This window comes from Olleya sp. YS (genome assembly GCF_029760915.1).
Classification (GTDB): Bacteria; Bacteroidota; Bacteroidia; order Flavobacteriales; family Flavobacteriaceae; genus Olleya.
The window spans coordinates 2,895,271-2,911,525 of the sequence record NZ_CP121685.1; the positions used below are offsets into that span (position 1 = coordinate 2,895,271).

Here is a 16,255-nt window from a genome sequence, read left to right on the forward strand (position 1 = left end):
ATAAATCAGGTGTTTACACCTTTTAATACATTTTAATATAGAATGACATTTGAAGTAATTACAAAGGATGATTTAAAGACTCTAAAACAAGAAATCATCACAGAACTTAAGACAATTTTAGGAAGCCAAACAGAGCAAAAAAAGTGGTTAAAATCAGCAGACGTTAGAGAGATGCTTAACATCTCACCAGGTACACTGCAAAACTTACGTGTGAATGGTACTCTACCCTACACAAAAATGGGTAAAACAATGTACTATGAGTATGACGATGTAATTAAAATTTTAACCCAAAACAAGAGTGCTTAATGAGATTATACATACCAGAGAATTTAGACATAGACCAAATTGTCTATGATTACCCACCTAATTTTAAGAAATACAAACACAAAAGAGATAAACTATTATATGTCATTCACTTAATAAATGCGCTTACACTCTACAACAAAGATTTAATGTATGATGACTTTGTATCTATAAGTGCAAAAATCTTACAGGACAAAATATCTAATTACAAAGAGTACTTAAATTACCTAATCAACGTTGCAAAAATTATAGAGACGGATAATCAATACTTTGTTGGCTCAAAATCAAAAGGGTTTAGACTTACTGAAAAATACAGATGCGAAGTAGCTATTCATTCTATTAGCGACCAAACATTTCACAGGAAGCTAAAAGTTGAGCGTAACAATAGAGTGGTTTCAGTAAAACACCTAAACTATCTAACAAAATGGTTTGATGAAAAATTAGAAATTGATATTGATTACGTCAACAAGTTTTTAGCAGAAGAATATGCATTAAAGAAAGACAACAAATCTTTGTGGCAATCCAAAAAGGTTAATAATTATGGGAAAGTCCAAGTCAAATATAAAAGACCGATTGACCAATTAAACCACGCAAAAATTAGTGCGGAAAAAATAAGTCGTCAAGATTATTATTTGTTACACGATGATAATGTGTATCGCTTTCATTCCAACCTTACTAATATGAGGAGCGTTATCAGAAATGCAGTAACGTATGATGGTCAAAAATTAATTTCGATTGATATTAAAAATAGTCAACCTTATTTAAGCACCATATTGTTGAGTCGTTCGTTCTGGATTGAGCAAAAAAATGAGCCAAATGCACAAAAAGAGTTGTCAATCACGTTTGACGAGCCCAAAAATCGACCTTTTTATTCTTTTAATAGTATAAATGATAATATTTATAAGGTTAATGGTAATATTAATGATAGAATGAATATATCACATATCAAAGTACACGATACTGATTCTTACATTATGTTAGGAGATATTGATAAAACCCTTATGAATAGTGAGTTTAGTCAGTATATAAATCTTGTGGTGAGTGGAACACTTTATGAGTTTTTAGAAGAACGCTTTTCAATCCTTTTAGGTGAAACCTTTGCTAACCGCAAAGAGGTTAAAACAGCAGTATTCCAAGTGCTATTTACAGATAATAGGTTTTTGGGGCAAGAGGATGCAAAACCAAAGAAGATGTTTAAGGAGATGTTCCCAAACGTATATGATGTGTTTAGACAGATTAAGAGTAAAGACAAATCACTACTTCCAAGATTGTTGCAGAGTATTGAGAGCTACTTAATGATAGATGTTATAGCAAAGCGTATATCAGCAGAATATCCAGATGCACCAATATATACAATACACGATAGTATTTCTACAACAGAAGAATACATAGACGTGGTTGAGGCTATAATGAAAGAGGAGTTATCTAAAGCCATAGGTCACGCACCTAAATTAGCTCGTGAGGAATGGTGTAAGAGCAATATGGTAAAGTATCTCGAAACCTTAAAGGAGAAAGCAAAGGTTGTGGCATAAATAATCCAAGATAATCCAAGACAGCTAAAGTAGGTTGTATTAAGTTCGTACATTAAAAAACAGATGAGTATAGAAGATTTAAGATTGAGAGCAAACGGTGAATATGAAATCAAAATATTTCAAATTGATACTACGCATAGAGATATTAAAGGCTTAACTAATCATCAAATAGTCAATACCCTTGTAAAACACCACAAAACAAGAATTGATGAAACAGAATCTATAAATGTAGAATTATTACCCAAGGTAATAGATGGTGTTCACTATTACACATACGTCTACAACGAAAAAGAAAAAAAAGCACATTGGGATAGTTTTTTACCTACCACATTATCAGAGAACCTTGACTTCACAGTTCTAAAAATATCATTTGTGTTGTTTGCTTGTATAGACAATAAAATATTTGCTGTTATTGGAGGAGGTGGTACAATGGTTATAAAGGCATTTCAAAATCATCGTTTTGGATTGGAGTTTTATGAATATCTAACAACTCTTGATGAAGAAATTGTCTCACTTACAACAAGAGGTATTTCTGGGACATTAACCCAAAGTAATAGAATTTTTAAAGAAGGCCAACGATTAAGTGATGTTCTAAATTTTGTAAATATTCCTACGAGTATTAATTTAATTTTAAAAGATGCTATTAGAGATACATATTTTGATTTTATAGATTTTGGAGATAAAAATGTACAATTAGAAATTGCTTCATATTTTCACATAAAACATAGAATCTCATTTGCAGAATTGCATTTACTATTTAAGAGAATTAATGAAATTATAGATACCCAAACAAGAAGACCTTTAACATCATTTGTAGAAATTAAAGAAAGAGGTTTAACAGATAATGAATTTGTAAAAATCTTAATGATTGAGCTTCGTGATGATATGTTAAATAGATTTTCTCAAACAAGAGGGCAAAACCCTAAAAAAGCCGATATAGATTTTGTTCATCCATCTAAAATAAAGCAGTTCTATGAGTGCGATAGATTTGAGATAAAGATGAAAGGGCAACGCAAAGACTTTTTAGAAGTTAAGGATAGAAATAAAATTTATGAGGATGGTCTAAAATATATTTTTAATCAACTTGATTTAAATGCAAGCCAAGTAGATTTTAACAAACTAATGTGGGGATTAAAAGTTGAAGGATTTAAGGGAAATCAAAAAAAGAAATATGTATGGGCAAACTTTTGGCATTATGTGACCTGTGAACTACAATATGAAAATAAGCCTATATTTCATATAGATTCTAAATGGTATTTTGTAAAAGATGATTTTACAGACTCTATGAATCAATTATGTAGTCAAATGATTAATAGACATCATTCTCAAAGAAATATTTTATTTAACCCTTGGATTTCAAGTAGTGAAGATGCCTATAATTCTCTTTACAGAAATGAGCCTAATTATTGGGTTTTTGATAAAGCGTTAGGGCAGAATATTGAGCTATGCGATATTATGTATGAAAGTGATGATACAATTTATCTTATTCATATTAAAACAGGTTTTGATGCTAAAATTCGTGATTTATGTAACCAAATAGTTATTTCGGCCAATAGGTTTATGATTTCTCGTAATTCTGGAGATAATGCATTTGTCAATGATGTTATAGATAGCTATAATAGAAGAGCTGATAATGTTGGTTATGAGATTGCAGATAAGGATTCATTTATTCAAAAATTTGCTACAGGAGGTAAAGAAATAGTGTTTGTAATGGCATTTAAGTCAGATACACAACGTGTTCCTGTCATTAGAAATAATGTCGAAAAGTTAGAGTCTAATATTGCTAAATTCTCTTTAATTCAATGTATCAGGGAAATGAGCACTTTTAATTATCCCATTGAGATAATAGAAATAAGTAATTCTTAATATGTATATGGTACTAAAAGACTTAATAAAGAGAAAACTAAAGCTGTAGCTTAAATAAAATATTTGCACAACCATTGCATCTCTAAATTTTTATCTTTGTAACTGTGAAATTTGTAACAATCATATTATCCTTAATAATACTATTGCTTTCGGCAAAACCTTGTTCTGATGGTCAAAACATAGAAGACCAACATCAAGACGAGATAAGTGTTAATCACAACCATCAAGAAGATAGTGACGATTCTTGTCCTGTCACTTGTATTTGTAATTGTTGTGGTATGTCTATTACTTACGAACCAATCAAGACATTTAATTTAAAACTCAATATTGAAATCTCATCGGAGTTAATTTCTACATATCAACCTATTTATAGGTTTAACTTCCTTTCCAATATTTGGCAACCGCCACAAGTAATAAGCTAAAACGTTTCGATTTTAAATCAATTATTTAGTTAATTACAATTATAATTCAATGAATAAATACCTATTGAGCCTAAAGCTCATATTAATACTTTGCCTATCGTTAAAGGCACAAACATCAGACATACAAATTAAAGTCATAACAGAGGCAGATAACGAACCTTTAATGGGTGCTACGGTTTACTTTGAGGCATTAGAAAAAGGTGCAGTTACCAATTTTGATGGTGTCGCAGAATTTACAGAAATACCAGAAGGCGAACATCAAATAGTAATTTCCTTTTTAGGTTTTGAAACATTAGAAACCACAATTCAAATTCCAAGTAATACAGAATTAGTGTTTAAGCTAAAAGAAGGTGGTAACGAATTGGATGCTGTCGTATTACAATCTACAAGAAGTACAAGAACAGTAAGAAAAATACCTACACGTATAGAGTTTATTGGTGCAGAAGAATTGGGAGAAAAAGCAATAATGAATCCTACCAATATTTCTATGGTGCTTCGTGAAAGTACAGGAATACAGATGCAACAAACGTCATTAAGTAGTGGTAGCACTAATATTAGGATTCAAGGATTAGATGGTAGATATACCCAACTATTAAGAGATGGGTTTCCATTATATGGTGGTTTTTCAAGTGGTTTAAGTATTTTACAAATACCACCTTTAGACTTACAACAATTTGAGATAATCAAAGGAAGTTCTTCAACACTTTATGGCGGTGGTGCAATAGCAGGATTGGTTAATATGGTTTCTAAAACACCAGATGAAGAACCTGCTTTGGACATTATGCTTACACAAACACAAGCATTAGGAAGTACTGCAAATGTGTTTTACAGCAAACGAAATGAAAAGTTTGGTGTTTCACTCTACGGCTCTGGTCACTATCAAAAAGCATTTGACCCAGAAGATGATGGCTTTAGTAATCTGCCAAAAACAACATCAATTTCTTTCAACCCTAAATTGTTTTATTATCCATCGGATAAAACAACACTTTGGTTTGGATTAAACGGAACATATGATGATAGAATTGGTGGTGATATTACTAAAATTGAAAATGGTGAAGATGGAATTCATCAGTACACAGAAGAAAACAATTCAAAACGATTAAGCAGTCAATTTGTATATGAGACCCAATTAGATTCTGTTAGCTCATTTCAATTTAAAAACAGTGTCTCTTTTTTTGATAGGAATTTAACTGTTCCTGATTTTAATTTTGACGGTCAGCAAACAAACACTTTTACTGAAATCTCATATAATACAGCATCAGAAAAAATGGATTGGATATTAGGAGCTAATTTATATACTTCAAATTTTGATGAAAATGATGACGCACCATTACAACGAGACCAAAAAGATGTAACCTTTGGGGCATTTGCAAATAATATCTATGACATATCGGATAATTGGATATTGGAAACAGGATTAAGAGCAGATTACAATACTGATTTCGGTTTCTTTCCATTGCCACGAGTTTCATTGCTCTATAAAAATAATAGTGGGTTTTCAAGTAGAATTGGTGGAGGTTTAGGGTATAAAATCCCAGACATTTTTACAGAAGAAGCAGAGTATATCAATTTTGAAAATGTACTTGCAATAGATAAATCTACAGTAGATGCAGAACGTTCTTATGGTGTTAATTTTGATTTAAACTATCAAACCCGTTTATCTGATGAGATTGGTTTTTCTGTGAATCAATTATTCTATGTGACTGCAATAAATGATGGATTGCTTTTAAATTCAACAGATAACGGATTATTTCAGTTTGAAAATGCACCAGATGAAATCTTTAGTAAAGGAGCAGAAACAAATATAAAATTTACATACAAAGACTTTAGATGGTTTTTAAACTATGCGCTTATTGATACCAAACTAAATTATTTGCCTGGTAATCCACAGAAGCCATTAACCGCAAAGCATAATGCAGGTAGTGTATTAATGTATGAGTCTGAAAAGTGGCGTATAGGTTATGAAACCTACTATACAGGAAAACAATTCTTATCCAATGGTACAGAAACTACAGACTTTGTAACTATGGGTTTATTGGTGATGCGTAACTTTAAATTAGGTAGTGTATTTGTGAACTTTGAAAACTTTACAGATAGAAGACAAAGCAGATTTTCACCTTTGGTTTTACCACCACACGAAAATCCAGTTTTTCCTGAAATTTACGCACCTACAGATGGTTTTATTTTTAGTGTAGGGCTAATTATTAAACCATTTGGTAACGAAGACCACGATTAATTATGGAAACAATAGAACAAGTATTAGAATCAAAACAAGTACGTGTTACAGCAATGCGTTTGTTAATTTATAAGTTTCTTGCTGAAAAAGAAATTGCGGTAACATTAAGTGATATTGAAAATGCTTTTGAAAAAGCAGATAGAACTACGCTTTACAGAACTATTAAAACTTTTGAAGAAAAGGATATTGTACACCAAATAGACGATGGTACAGGTATTACAAAATACGCATTATGTGAACAAGGTTGCAATTGTGAAATTGAAACCGATTTACATCTTCATTTCCATTGTAATAATTGTAATGAAACCATTTGTTTAACAGACCATAAAATACCTCAAATTAAAGTACCTGATGGATTTGTTTCAGAAAACGTAAACTTGGTTGTAAAAGGTATATGTGATAAGTGTAGTGGCTAATAATTGCACTTCCATTGCACTTACTATTAAAGTACATTTATCCAAAATTAGTGAATATGAAGTTTAATACTAAAATACCTAAACATATCAAACAGGCTTATATCGAAGAATTAAAACAATACAGTTTCTGTTTAGAAAATAAGCGGTTTGGTAATGCTTGGTTTCATTTAGAACGCAGTCATATAATAGGACAGTCTTATCCTATAGAACATACCTATTCACATTGGCTAATGCTAAAGTTTGGATTTAGACAAAAAGATACTAAAGAAGTATTCGGTCAAATTATTAGATTGCTTGTTGGTGGTTGGAAATCATTTATAAATCACGTTCCTCTTGGTAATACAGGTGGCGCAAACGTACCACCATTAAAACGTATGCCTATTCCAAATGACATTGAAAAAGTATTAGATATAGAATGAAAAATAAATTAGCGGTTACAAGTATCCTAACAGCAATCACAGCTTCATTGTGTTGCATCACACCAGTTTTGGCATTAATTGCAGGAACAAGTGGTGTAGCTTCAACTTTTTCTTGGATAGAACCATTTAGACCTTACTTAATAGGGCTAACTATATTAGTTCTTCTCTTTGCTTGGTATCAAAAATTAAAACCAGAAAAAGAAATCGACTGTGAATGTGAAACGGATAAAAAACCAAAATTTATTCAGTCAAAAACCTTTTTAGGAGTTGTAACAGTATTCGCAATAGTGATGTTGGCATTTCCATACTACTCAAGTATGTTTTATCCAAATTCAGAGAAACAAATTGTTGTCGTTGATAAATCAAATATCAAAACAACAGAGTATAAAATAAGTGGAATGACTTGTCCCAGTTGTGAAGCTCACGTAAACCACGAAGTAAATAAACTTAACGGAATTGTGAACTCAAAAACATCATACAAGAATGGTAACGCAATCATTGAGTATGACCAAACTAAAACTAATGAATTAGAAATTGAGAAAGCAATTAATTCTACAGGTTATAAAGTAACTGATAAAAATTAAAATTGATGCAAACTATATTAAAATCTGAAATCACTTGCCCAACCTGTGGTCATAAAAAGGAAGAAGATATGCCAACAAATGCCTGTCAATTCTTTTATGAATGTGAGAAATGTAAAACAGTTTTAAAACCAAACAAAGGAGATTGTTGTGTGTATTGTTCTTATGGTACAGTTCCTTGTCCACCAATTCAACAAAACAAAAGTTGTTGTTAAAACTAACTTGATGAAAAAAAAGAAAATCAATTTAAAAGATTTAAAACCAAATTCAGAAGCACAACATTCTCACGATGATGGTCATAATCACGGTAATGGAAGTGCATTCAAAACATACATTCCTGCTATCATAAGTTTTGTTATGTTAATGGTAGGTATCGCTGTAGATTATTTTGATGCGATTCCTCAATTTCAAGGATTGATTCGAGTAGTTTGGTACACTTTAGCATATATTCCAGTTGGATTTCCTGTAATTAAAGAAGGATGGAAAAGTCTTATAAAAGGCGATGTTTTTACCGAGTTCTTTTTAATGTCTATTGCCACCATTGGTGCGTTTATCATTGGTGAATATCCTGAAGGTGTGGCAGTAATGCTATTTTATGCAGTAGGAGAATTATTTCAAAACGCAGCAGTTAATAGAGCAAAAGGAAATATTAAAGCCTTATTAGATGTTCGACCAAAAGAAGCCAATGTATTTCGTGATGGTGATTATGTTAGTGTGTCGCCAGAAGCTGTAAATATTGGTGAAAAAATACAAATTCGAGTAGGTGAGAAAATACCGTTAGATGGGATTTTATTATCCGAAAAAGCATCTCTAAACACCGCAGCGTTAACAGGCGAGAGCAAACCAGATTCCATTCAGAAAGAAGCAAAGGTTTACGCAGGTAGTATCAATTTAGAAAGCGTTATTGAAGTTGAGGTAACTAATAAGTTTGAAGACAGTTCTATTGCGAGAATATTAGATTTGGTTCAAAATGCTACAGCTCGTAAGTCTAAAACAGAACTATTTATTAGACAGTTTGCTCGTATCTACACACCAATTGTTGTGTTTTTAGCTATTGGTGTTACTTTTATACCTTACTTTTTTGTAGATGATTATGTGTTTAGAGATTGGTTATACAGAGCATTAATTTTCTTGGTAATATCTTGTCCTTGTGCCTTAGTGATTTCAATTCCATTAGGATATTTCGGTGGATTGGGAGCAGCTTCAAAAAATGGAATATTATTTAAAGGTGCTTCATTTTTAGATGCTATGACCAAAATAAATACTTTGGTAATGGACAAAACAGGAACCGTTACCAAAGGTGTTTTTAAAATCAAAGAAGTAAAAGCAATTGGTTGGAATGAAACCGAATTTATGCAATACTTAATGGCGTTGGAAGAACAATCCACGCATCCAATTGCTAAAGCCATTTTAGAGTACAAAGCTGAAGGAGAAGATTTTGAAGCACAAGACGTTTCTGAAATTGCAGGTAAAGGTTTAAAAGGCGTTGTTAATGGTAAAACAGTTTTAGTAGGAAATAAAGCCTTAATGACTGCGAATAATATAAATGTTCCATCTGAAACGGAATCTATTGTAGAATCGATAGTATTAGTTGCAATCGATAATCAATTTGCAGGTTATGTAGTCATAGCAGATGAATTAAAGGAAGATGCAAAAGAAACTATTACAGCATTACACAAAGTAGGCATTAAAAATATTATGATGCTTTCCGGTGATAAAGATTCCATCACGCAACAAGTCGCTAAAGAGTTGAATATCGAAAATGCTAAAGGTGGTTTACTTCCAGAAGATAAATTAAACGAAGTTGAAATTTTAAAGAAAAATCCTGAAAACAAAATAGCCTTTATAGGTGATGGTATTAACGATGCACCTGTTTTAGCAGCAAGTAACGTTGGTATTGCAATGGGTGGTTTAGGTAGTGATGTAGCTATTGAAACAGCAGACGTTATCATTCAAACCGACCAGCCTTCAAAAGTAGTTAGAGCCATTAAAATAAGTCGTTCTACAAGAAAAATTGTTTGGCAAAATATCATTTTAGCGTTTGGAGTTAAAGTTATTGTCTTGATATTAGGAGCAGGTGGTTTAGCCACAATGTGGGAAGCTGTTTTTGCAGATGTAGGAGTAGCATTATTAGCAATTTTAAATGCAGTTCGATTGCAGAAAATGAAATGGGATTAAGCAGATTAATCAATTAAACTTCTGTTAAACAAAATCAATAGTTGTTAAAATTTCGTAACTTCGCAATCAATATGAAGCAGATTTTCCATAAAATAATGTCTTTAGCAATGACTTTTGTAGTGTTATTCTCTACAATGTCATTTACTGTGAATATGCATTATTGTGGAGATACTTTAGTAGAATCTGCTATCTTTCAAAAAGCCAAAGGTTGCGGAATGGAAATGGAAAAGCCTTCAACCGAAGAATGTTCTATTACCAAGAAAAATTGTTGTGATGATAAACAATTAGCAATTGAAGGTCAAGACGAATTACAATTGCAAGTTGACAAAATCACGTTTGAGCAACAAGTATTCATCGCTTCATTTGTTTATACTTACATTAACCTTTTTGAAGGTTTAGACAGTAATGTATCTACCTACGAAGAATACAAACCACCACTCGTCATAAGGCAACTCTACAAGATTGACGAGACATACTTAATTTGATTTTTAAACAATAGACTCTTTTATCCTATGACTGCAATGTCGTAAGGATAATTTACTGTATTCGGTGTTTTTACAACACTATTGTCTAATTGTTTAAAATCAATCATATGCTAAATAAAAGCATCAAATTTTTAATAGAAAACAAACTCGTTGCAGTTTTACTACTTGTCCTTTTCGTAGGATGGGGAACTGTTAATGCACCATTTAATTGGGATACAGGTTTTTTACCAAGTAATCCTGTAGCTGTAGATGCAATTCCAGATATAGGTGAAAACCAACAAATTGTATTTACGAAATGGGACGGTCGTTCACCACAAGATATTGAAGATCAAATTACTTATCCATTAACCACATCATTGTTGGGTATTCCTGGAGTAAAAACCATACGCAGCTCGTCTATGTTTGGCTTTTCAAGTATCTATATCATTTTTGAAGAAGACATAGAGTTTTACTGGAGTAGAAGTCGTATTCTCGAAAAACTCAATTCATTACCAAGTGGTTTATTGCCTGAAGGTGTTAATCCTGCATTGGGTCCAGATGCTACAGGATTAGGTCAAATATTTTGGTACACTCTTGAAGGTCGTGACGAAAACGGAAACGTTACTGGCGGATGGGATTTACACGAATTACGAAGCATTCAAGATTACTATGTAAAATATGCATTATCCTCTGCTAGTGGTGTGTCTGAAGTTGCATCCATTGGTGGTTATGTACAGGAATACCAAGTGGATGTAAACCCAGAATTAATGCGTCAATATAATATTGGTTTGCACCATATTGTTAAAGCAGTTAAAGAAAGTAACCGAGATATTGGAGCACAAACATTAGAAATCAATCAAGTCGAATATTTAGTACGTGGTTTGGGTTATGTGAAATCCATAGCAGACATCGAAAATGCAGTTATAACTTCAGAAGATTACACAGCTATCAAAATTAAAGATGTGGCAAAAGTGTCTTTAGGTCCTGCAACAAGACGTGGTATTTTAGATAAAGAAGGTGCAGAAGTGGTTGGTGGTGTTGTAGTAGCACGTTATGGTGCTAACCCAATGGAAGTGATTAATAATGTAAAAGCCAAAATAAACGAATTAAGCGCAGGACTACCTACAAAAACATTAGCAGATGGTAGAACATCACAAGTAACAATAGTACCATTTTACGACCGTACAGAATTGATTCAAGAAACATTAGGTACACTAAATGAGGCCTTAACATTAGAGATACTCATTACCATTTTGGTCATTATCATTATGGTATTCAATCTTCGTGCTTCCGTATTAATCTCTGGTTTATTACCTGTAGCAGTTTTAATGGTATTTATAGCAATGAAACTATTTGGTGTAGATGCTAATATTGTAGCACTATCGGGTATTGCTATTGCAATTGGTACAATGGTAGATGTTGGTGTCATACTTTCAGAAAACATCATAAGACATTTAGACGAAAACGAAAACAAATTACCAATAAACACAATCGTTTACAACGCAACAGCAGAAGTATCTGGTGCAATCGTAACCGCAGTAATGACAACCATTATCAGTTTTATTCCTGTATTTACTATGATTGGTGCTGAAGGAAAATTATTTAGACCATTAGCATTCACAAAAACCTTTGCATTAACAGCTTCGATAATTGTAGCCTTATTTTTAATTCCACCGTTTGCAGCCTTTTTATTCCGAAAAAAGAGCATTCATAAACATTTTAAATATGCTTTAAACGGTGTTTTAATAGTATTAGGAATAGCAGCAATAATTTATGGATATTGGTTAGGAATCATACTCATCGCTTTTGGTGTCACAGCTTTATTAAATCTTCAAAACAAGATTTCAGATAAACAAGCAAACTTTGCCAACATCATCATTTCTGCTTCGGCAATCGTATTCTTATTAGCAGAATATTGGCGACCGTTAGGAGTAAACGAAAGCATTTTCTTAAACCTCATTTTTGTAGCCATTATTTGTTTTGGCTTGTTAGCTGTGTTTTCATTATTCATTAAATTTTACACACGTATTTTAAGATGGTGTTTAGACAATAAATTATTATTTCTTTTCATACCTACAGCAATTGTCATTGCAGGATTTTTCATAATGAAAAATACAGGTAAAGAGTTTATGCCATCATTAAACGAGGGTTCTTTTCTATTAATGCCTACCTCTATGCCTCATTCAGGTGTGGAAGAAAACAAACGTGTTTTGCAGCAATTGGATATGGCTGTTGCCAGTATTCCAGAAATTAAAACCGTTGTAGGTAAGGCAGGTAGAACGGAATCTGCTTTAGATCCTGCACCATTATCAATGTATGAAAATATCATTCAATACAAACCTGAATATATGCTGAATGATAAAGGAGAACGTCAGTGTTTCAAAGTCAATGAAGATGGATTATATCAATTAAAAGATGGTCGTTTAATTCACAATGAAAATATAGCTGTCAGTTCGGGCGCAGTCGAGAACAATGCGTTTATAAAGTCAACTTTATTAAATATAGAAAGGTCTCAATTAATCCCAGACGATGATGGCGAGTTTTACCGAAACTGGCGACCAGAAATACAATCACCAGACGACATTTGGAACGAAATCGTTAAAGTCACTAAAATACCAGGTGTCACAACAGCACCAAAACTACAACCTATTGAAACCCGATTGGTAATGCTACAAACAGGTATGCGAGCACCAATGGGAATCAAAATAAAAGGACAAGATTTAAAAGAAATCGAAGCTTTTGGAATGCAGTTAGAAACCATTTTAAAAGAAGCTGAAGGAGTAAAGGATGAAGCCGTTTTTGCAGACCGTATTGTAGGTAAACCGTATTTGCTAATCGATATTGACAGAGAAAAGATTGCACGTTATGGTGTAAGTATTGAAGAGGTGCAAAACGTATTAAAAGTAGCTGTTGGTGGCATGTCATTAACCCAAACCGTTGAAGGTCGTGAGCGTTATGGTGTACGTGTGCGTTACCCAAGAGAATTACGAGCAAATCCAACAGACTTACAACAGATTTATGTGCCAGTTGAAAAAGGCAGCCCTGTTCCATTAAGCGAATTGGCAACTATTCGTTACGAACAAGGTCCACAAGTGATAAAAAGTGAAGATACCTTTTTAGTAGGCTATGTGTTGTTTGATAAACAAGATGGCCATGCAGAAGTCAATGTAGTTGAAAATGCGCAGGCAATTATTCAAAGTAAAATTGATTCAGGTGAATTAGTAGTCCCAAAAGGCATTAATTATCAATTTACAGGAACTTACGAAAATCAATTACGTGCCGAAAAAACCTTATCGGTTGTTGTGCCTTTAGCATTGGCTATTATCTTTTTAATTCTGTACTTCCAATTCCGTTCGGTGGGTACATCATTAATGGTTTTTACAGGGATTGCAGTAGCTTTTGCAGGTGGCTTTTTAATGATATGGTTATACGGACAATCGTGGTTTTTAAACTTCAGTGTCTTTGGTGAAAATCTGCGTGATTTATTCCAAATGCACACCATTAATTTAAGTGTAGCTGTTTGGGTAGGCTTTATTGCGCTTTTTGGAATTGCAACGGATGATGGTGTGGTTATGGCAACCTACTTAACACAAACATTCGATAGAAATTCACCAGAAACTAAAAAGGAAATTAGAGCATCTATTGTAGAAGCAGGTGAAAAACGTATTAGACCGTGTTTAATGACTACAGCAACAACCATTTTAGCACTCTTGCCAGTACTAACATCAACAGGACGAGGTAGCGATATTATGATTCCTATGGCAATACCTAGTTTCGGTGGAATGTTAATCGCTTTAATCACCTTATTTGTTGTGCCAGTTTTATATAGCTGGAAAGCCGAAGTTCAACTTAAAAGAGTATCAAAATGAAATATATAAAAACAATCTTTTTTCTTTTTTCTTTTCTCTTTTGTCTCAAAGGAAACGCTCAACAATTAGAAACATTAATTGATGAAGCGTTGGAAAACAATCCCGAAATTCAAAAATTCGAGTTACAATACAAAAGAGTTTCAGAAAAAGTAAATGAAGTCAACACCATTCCAAACACCGAATTTGGTGTCGGTTATTTTGTAAGTGAACCAGAAACACGAACAGGAGCACAGCGGTTTAAAGTATCAGCAAAGCAAATGTTACCTTGGTTTGGTACAATTACCTCTCGTGAAGATTATGTAACCGCATTGGCTGATGCGAAATATGAAGACATCGTCATTACCAAACGTAAACTAATGGCTTCGGTATCTCAATCCTATTACAACCTGTATGCAAACCAAGCAAAACAGCAAGTGTTGAGTGATAATATCAAATTGTTGGAAACCTACGAAACAATGGCATTGACTTCTGTTGAGGTTGGTAAAGCATCAGCAGTAGATGTATTGCGTTTGCAAATGCGACAAAACGATTTGCAACAGTTGAAAGATGTATTGCAACAACAGTTTTTAGCAGAACAAACGAATCTAAATAACCTTTTGAACAGGGAAAATAATGTTGCTGTTACAGTAGCTGATAGCTTAATGATACCTTCAGAGGACTTTGAAATCAATACTAAAAATCTATCTGTACATCCTGAATTGTTGAAGTATGATAAACTATATCAATCCATAGAACAATCCGAATTGTTAAACCAAAAAGAAAGTAGCCCTATGATTGGTTTTGGATTAGACTATATCAATGTGTCTGAAAGACCAGATATGAATTTCTCGGATAACGGTAAGGATATTGTAATGCCTATGGTATCGGTATCAATCCCAATTTTCAATAAGAAATACAAGTCTATTTCCAAACAAAACGAATTGGAACAGCAAGAAATCAATTATCAAAAACAAGAGCGTTTAAACAGTTTAAAAACGGTATTAGATAAAGCTATAAACGACCGAATTTCAGCAAGAATAAGTCATAAAACAGCAACAAAGAACATCAAGCAAGCTAAAGATGCGGAACAAATTCTTGTCAAAAGTTATGAAACTGGCACTATTGATTTTAACGATGTTTTAGATATTCAAGAGTTACAATTAAAGTTTCAAATGAGCCAAATAGAAGCGGTTAAGGGTTATTATTTACAGAGTACTATTATTAATTATCTAATTCAATAAAAAATGACACATACATATAAAATAACAGGAATGACCTGTGGCAGTTGCAAAGCTTCTGTAGAAAAAAGTTTAGAAAGCATTGACAATGTGACTAATGTTGAAGTTAATCTCGAAAAAGGAGAAGCTGAAGTTACAATGAGTAGCCACGTTGCTACAGAAACACTGAAAAAAGCGTTATCTGAAAAATATACACTATCTGAAAAGAAAGAAAAGAATGTGTTTGCTTCTTCAAGTATGTCGGCAATGCCAATGGAAGAAGAAAAAAGCAAACTACAGCAATTAAAGCCCTTACTACTAATCATCTTTTATATAGCAACCGCAAGTGTATTATTGCATTATAAAGATTGGAGTTGGAGTGCTTTTATGCTCGATTTTATGGGCTTATTCTACATCGTGTTTAGCTTTTTCAAAATGTTAGATTTAAAAGGCTTTCCAGAATCATTTAAAATGTACGACCCATTAGCAAAACGAGTCCCTGCTTATGGTTGGGTATATCCTTTTATCGAAACAGCTTTAGGATTAATGTTTTTAATGCGCTTTAAAGTAGAAATTGCTTTAATAATAACACTTGTTGTTTTAGGTATTACAACTGTTGGAGTTACTAAAACATTATTGGATAAAAAATCGATTAGATGTGCTTGTTTAGGTACAGCTCTGAAACTTCCTATGACAGAAGCCACTTTTATTGAGAATGCCATTATGATTGTAATGGCAGTATTAATGCTAATAAATTAAATAATAACCACTAA

Annotated in this window: 14 protein-coding genes; all 14 read left to right on the forward strand. The window is 32.8% G+C overall.

Annotated features, from left to right (window positions below; translation table 11 throughout):
• Positions 1 to 42: 42 nt before the first annotated feature.
• The 14 genes from Ollyesu_RS13125 to Ollyesu_RS13190 all read left to right on the forward strand — a co-directional run bounded on the left by Ollyesu_RS13125 (position 43) and on the right by Ollyesu_RS13190 (position 16,241).
• Positions 43 to 306, forward strand: coding sequence for a helix-turn-helix domain-containing protein (locus Ollyesu_RS13125; protein WP_279301678.1), 264 nt, complete (start codon positions 43 to 45; stop codon positions 304 to 306).
• Positions 306 to 1,835 carry a hypothetical protein gene (locus tag Ollyesu_RS13130; RefSeq protein WP_279301679.1) on the forward strand — a complete coding sequence of 510 codons (1,530 nt, stop codon included), beginning with the start codon at positions 306 to 308 and terminating at the stop codon, positions 1,833 to 1,835. Before Ollyesu_RS13125 ends, Ollyesu_RS13130 begins: the two co-directional genes overlap by 1 nt.
• 63 nt (positions 1,836 to 1,898) lie before the next feature.
• Complete coding sequence (locus tag Ollyesu_RS13135; RefSeq protein WP_279301680.1) at positions 1,899 to 3,701, forward strand: DUF6119 family protein; 1,803 nt, start codon at positions 1,899 to 1,901, stop codon at positions 3,699 to 3,701.
• Positions 3,702 to 3,805: 104 nt separating this feature from the next.
• Entirely contained in the window at positions 3,806 to 4,123 is a 318-nt protein-coding gene (locus tag Ollyesu_RS13140; protein ID WP_238673312.1) for a DUF6660 family protein, read from the forward strand.
• A gap of 49 nt (positions 4,124 to 4,172) precedes the next feature.
• Positions 4,173 to 6,359, forward strand: a complete 2,187-nt coding sequence (locus Ollyesu_RS13145) for a TonB-dependent receptor (RefSeq protein WP_279301681.1) — start codon at positions 4,173 to 4,175, stop codon at positions 6,357 to 6,359.
• A 2-nt stretch (positions 6,360 to 6,361) separates the two neighbouring features.
• A complete protein-coding gene (locus tag Ollyesu_RS13150; RefSeq protein ID WP_279301682.1) occupies positions 6,362 to 6,775 on the forward strand; it encodes a transcriptional repressor in 414 nt (137 codons plus the stop codon).
• A gap of 56 nt (positions 6,776 to 6,831) precedes the next feature.
• A complete protein-coding gene (locus Ollyesu_RS13155; RefSeq protein WP_120201175.1) occupies positions 6,832 to 7,194 on the forward strand; it encodes a DUF3703 domain-containing protein in 363 nt (120 codons plus the stop codon).
• Entirely contained in the window at positions 7,191 to 7,778 is a 588-nt protein-coding gene (gene merTP / locus Ollyesu_RS13160; RefSeq protein WP_133355506.1) for a mercuric transport protein MerTP, read from the forward strand. The genes Ollyesu_RS13155 and merTP overlap by 4 nt, the downstream gene beginning before the upstream one ends.
• 5 nt (positions 7,779 to 7,783) lie before the next feature.
• A complete protein-coding gene (locus Ollyesu_RS13165; protein ID WP_120201171.1) occupies positions 7,784 to 7,990 on the forward strand; it encodes a GDCCVxC domain-containing (seleno)protein in 207 nt (68 codons plus the stop codon).
• Between the two features lie 10 nt (positions 7,991 to 8,000).
• Entirely contained in the window at positions 8,001 to 9,953 is a 1,953-nt protein-coding gene (locus Ollyesu_RS13170; RefSeq protein ID WP_279301683.1) for a heavy metal translocating P-type ATPase, read from the forward strand.
• A gap of 71 nt (positions 9,954 to 10,024) precedes the next feature.
• Positions 10,025 to 10,438 carry a hypothetical protein gene (locus Ollyesu_RS13175; RefSeq protein WP_036122971.1) on the forward strand — a complete coding sequence of 138 codons (414 nt, stop codon included), beginning with the start codon at positions 10,025 to 10,027 and terminating at the stop codon, positions 10,436 to 10,438.
• 107 nt (positions 10,439 to 10,545) lie between these two features.
• Positions 10,546 to 14,286: an efflux RND transporter permease subunit gene (locus tag Ollyesu_RS13180; protein WP_279301684.1), complete on the forward strand. Its 3,741-nt coding sequence runs from the start codon at positions 10,546 to 10,548 to the stop codon at positions 14,284 to 14,286.
• Positions 14,283 to 15,506 carry a TolC family protein gene (locus Ollyesu_RS13185; protein ID WP_279301685.1) on the forward strand — a complete coding sequence of 408 codons (1,224 nt, stop codon included), beginning with the start codon at positions 14,283 to 14,285 and terminating at the stop codon, positions 15,504 to 15,506. Before Ollyesu_RS13180 ends, Ollyesu_RS13185 begins: the two co-directional genes overlap by 4 nt.
• Before the next feature lie 3 nt (positions 15,507 to 15,509).
• Complete coding sequence (locus tag Ollyesu_RS13190) at positions 15,510 to 16,241, forward strand: heavy metal-associated domain-containing protein (protein ID WP_279301686.1); 732 nt, start codon at positions 15,510 to 15,512, stop codon at positions 16,239 to 16,241.
• Positions 16,242 to 16,255: the final 14 nt, after the last annotated feature.

Coding starts and splice junctions, on each gene's coding strand:
- Ollyesu_RS13155 (WP_120201175.1), top strand. CDS start 6,832: ATGAAGTTTAATACTAAAATACCTAAACATATCAAACAGGCTTATATC.
- Ollyesu_RS13150 (WP_279301682.1), top strand. CDS start 6,362: ATGGAAACAATAGAACAAGTATTAGAATCAAAACAAGTACGTGTTACA.
- Ollyesu_RS13135 (WP_279301680.1), top strand. CDS start 1,899: ATGAGTATAGAAGATTTAAGATTGAGAGCAAACGGTGAATATGAAATC.
- Ollyesu_RS13180 (WP_279301684.1), top strand. CDS start 10,546: ATGCTAAATAAAAGCATCAAATTTTTAATAGAAAACAAACTCGTTGCA.
- Ollyesu_RS13185 (WP_279301685.1), top strand. CDS start 14,283: ATGAAATATATAAAAACAATCTTTTTTCTTTTTTCTTTTCTCTTTTGT.
- Ollyesu_RS13125 (WP_279301678.1), top strand. CDS start 43: ATGACATTTGAAGTAATTACAAAGGATGATTTAAAGACTCTAAAACAA.
- Ollyesu_RS13130 (WP_279301679.1), top strand. CDS start 306: ATGAGATTATACATACCAGAGAATTTAGACATAGACCAAATTGTCTAT.
- Ollyesu_RS13165 (WP_120201171.1), top strand. CDS start 7,784: ATGCAAACTATATTAAAATCTGAAATCACTTGCCCAACCTGTGGTCAT.
- Ollyesu_RS13190 (WP_279301686.1), top strand. CDS start 15,510: ATGACACATACATATAAAATAACAGGAATGACCTGTGGCAGTTGCAAA.
- Ollyesu_RS13170 (WP_279301683.1), top strand. CDS start 8,001: ATGAAAAAAAAGAAAATCAATTTAAAAGATTTAAAACCAAATTCAGAA.
- Ollyesu_RS13145 (WP_279301681.1), top strand. CDS start 4,173: ATGAATAAATACCTATTGAGCCTAAAGCTCATATTAATACTTTGCCTA.
- Ollyesu_RS13175 (WP_036122971.1), top strand. CDS start 10,025: ATGAAGCAGATTTTCCATAAAATAATGTCTTTAGCAATGACTTTTGTA.
- merTP (WP_133355506.1), top strand. CDS start 7,191: ATGAAAAATAAATTAGCGGTTACAAGTATCCTAACAGCAATCACAGCT.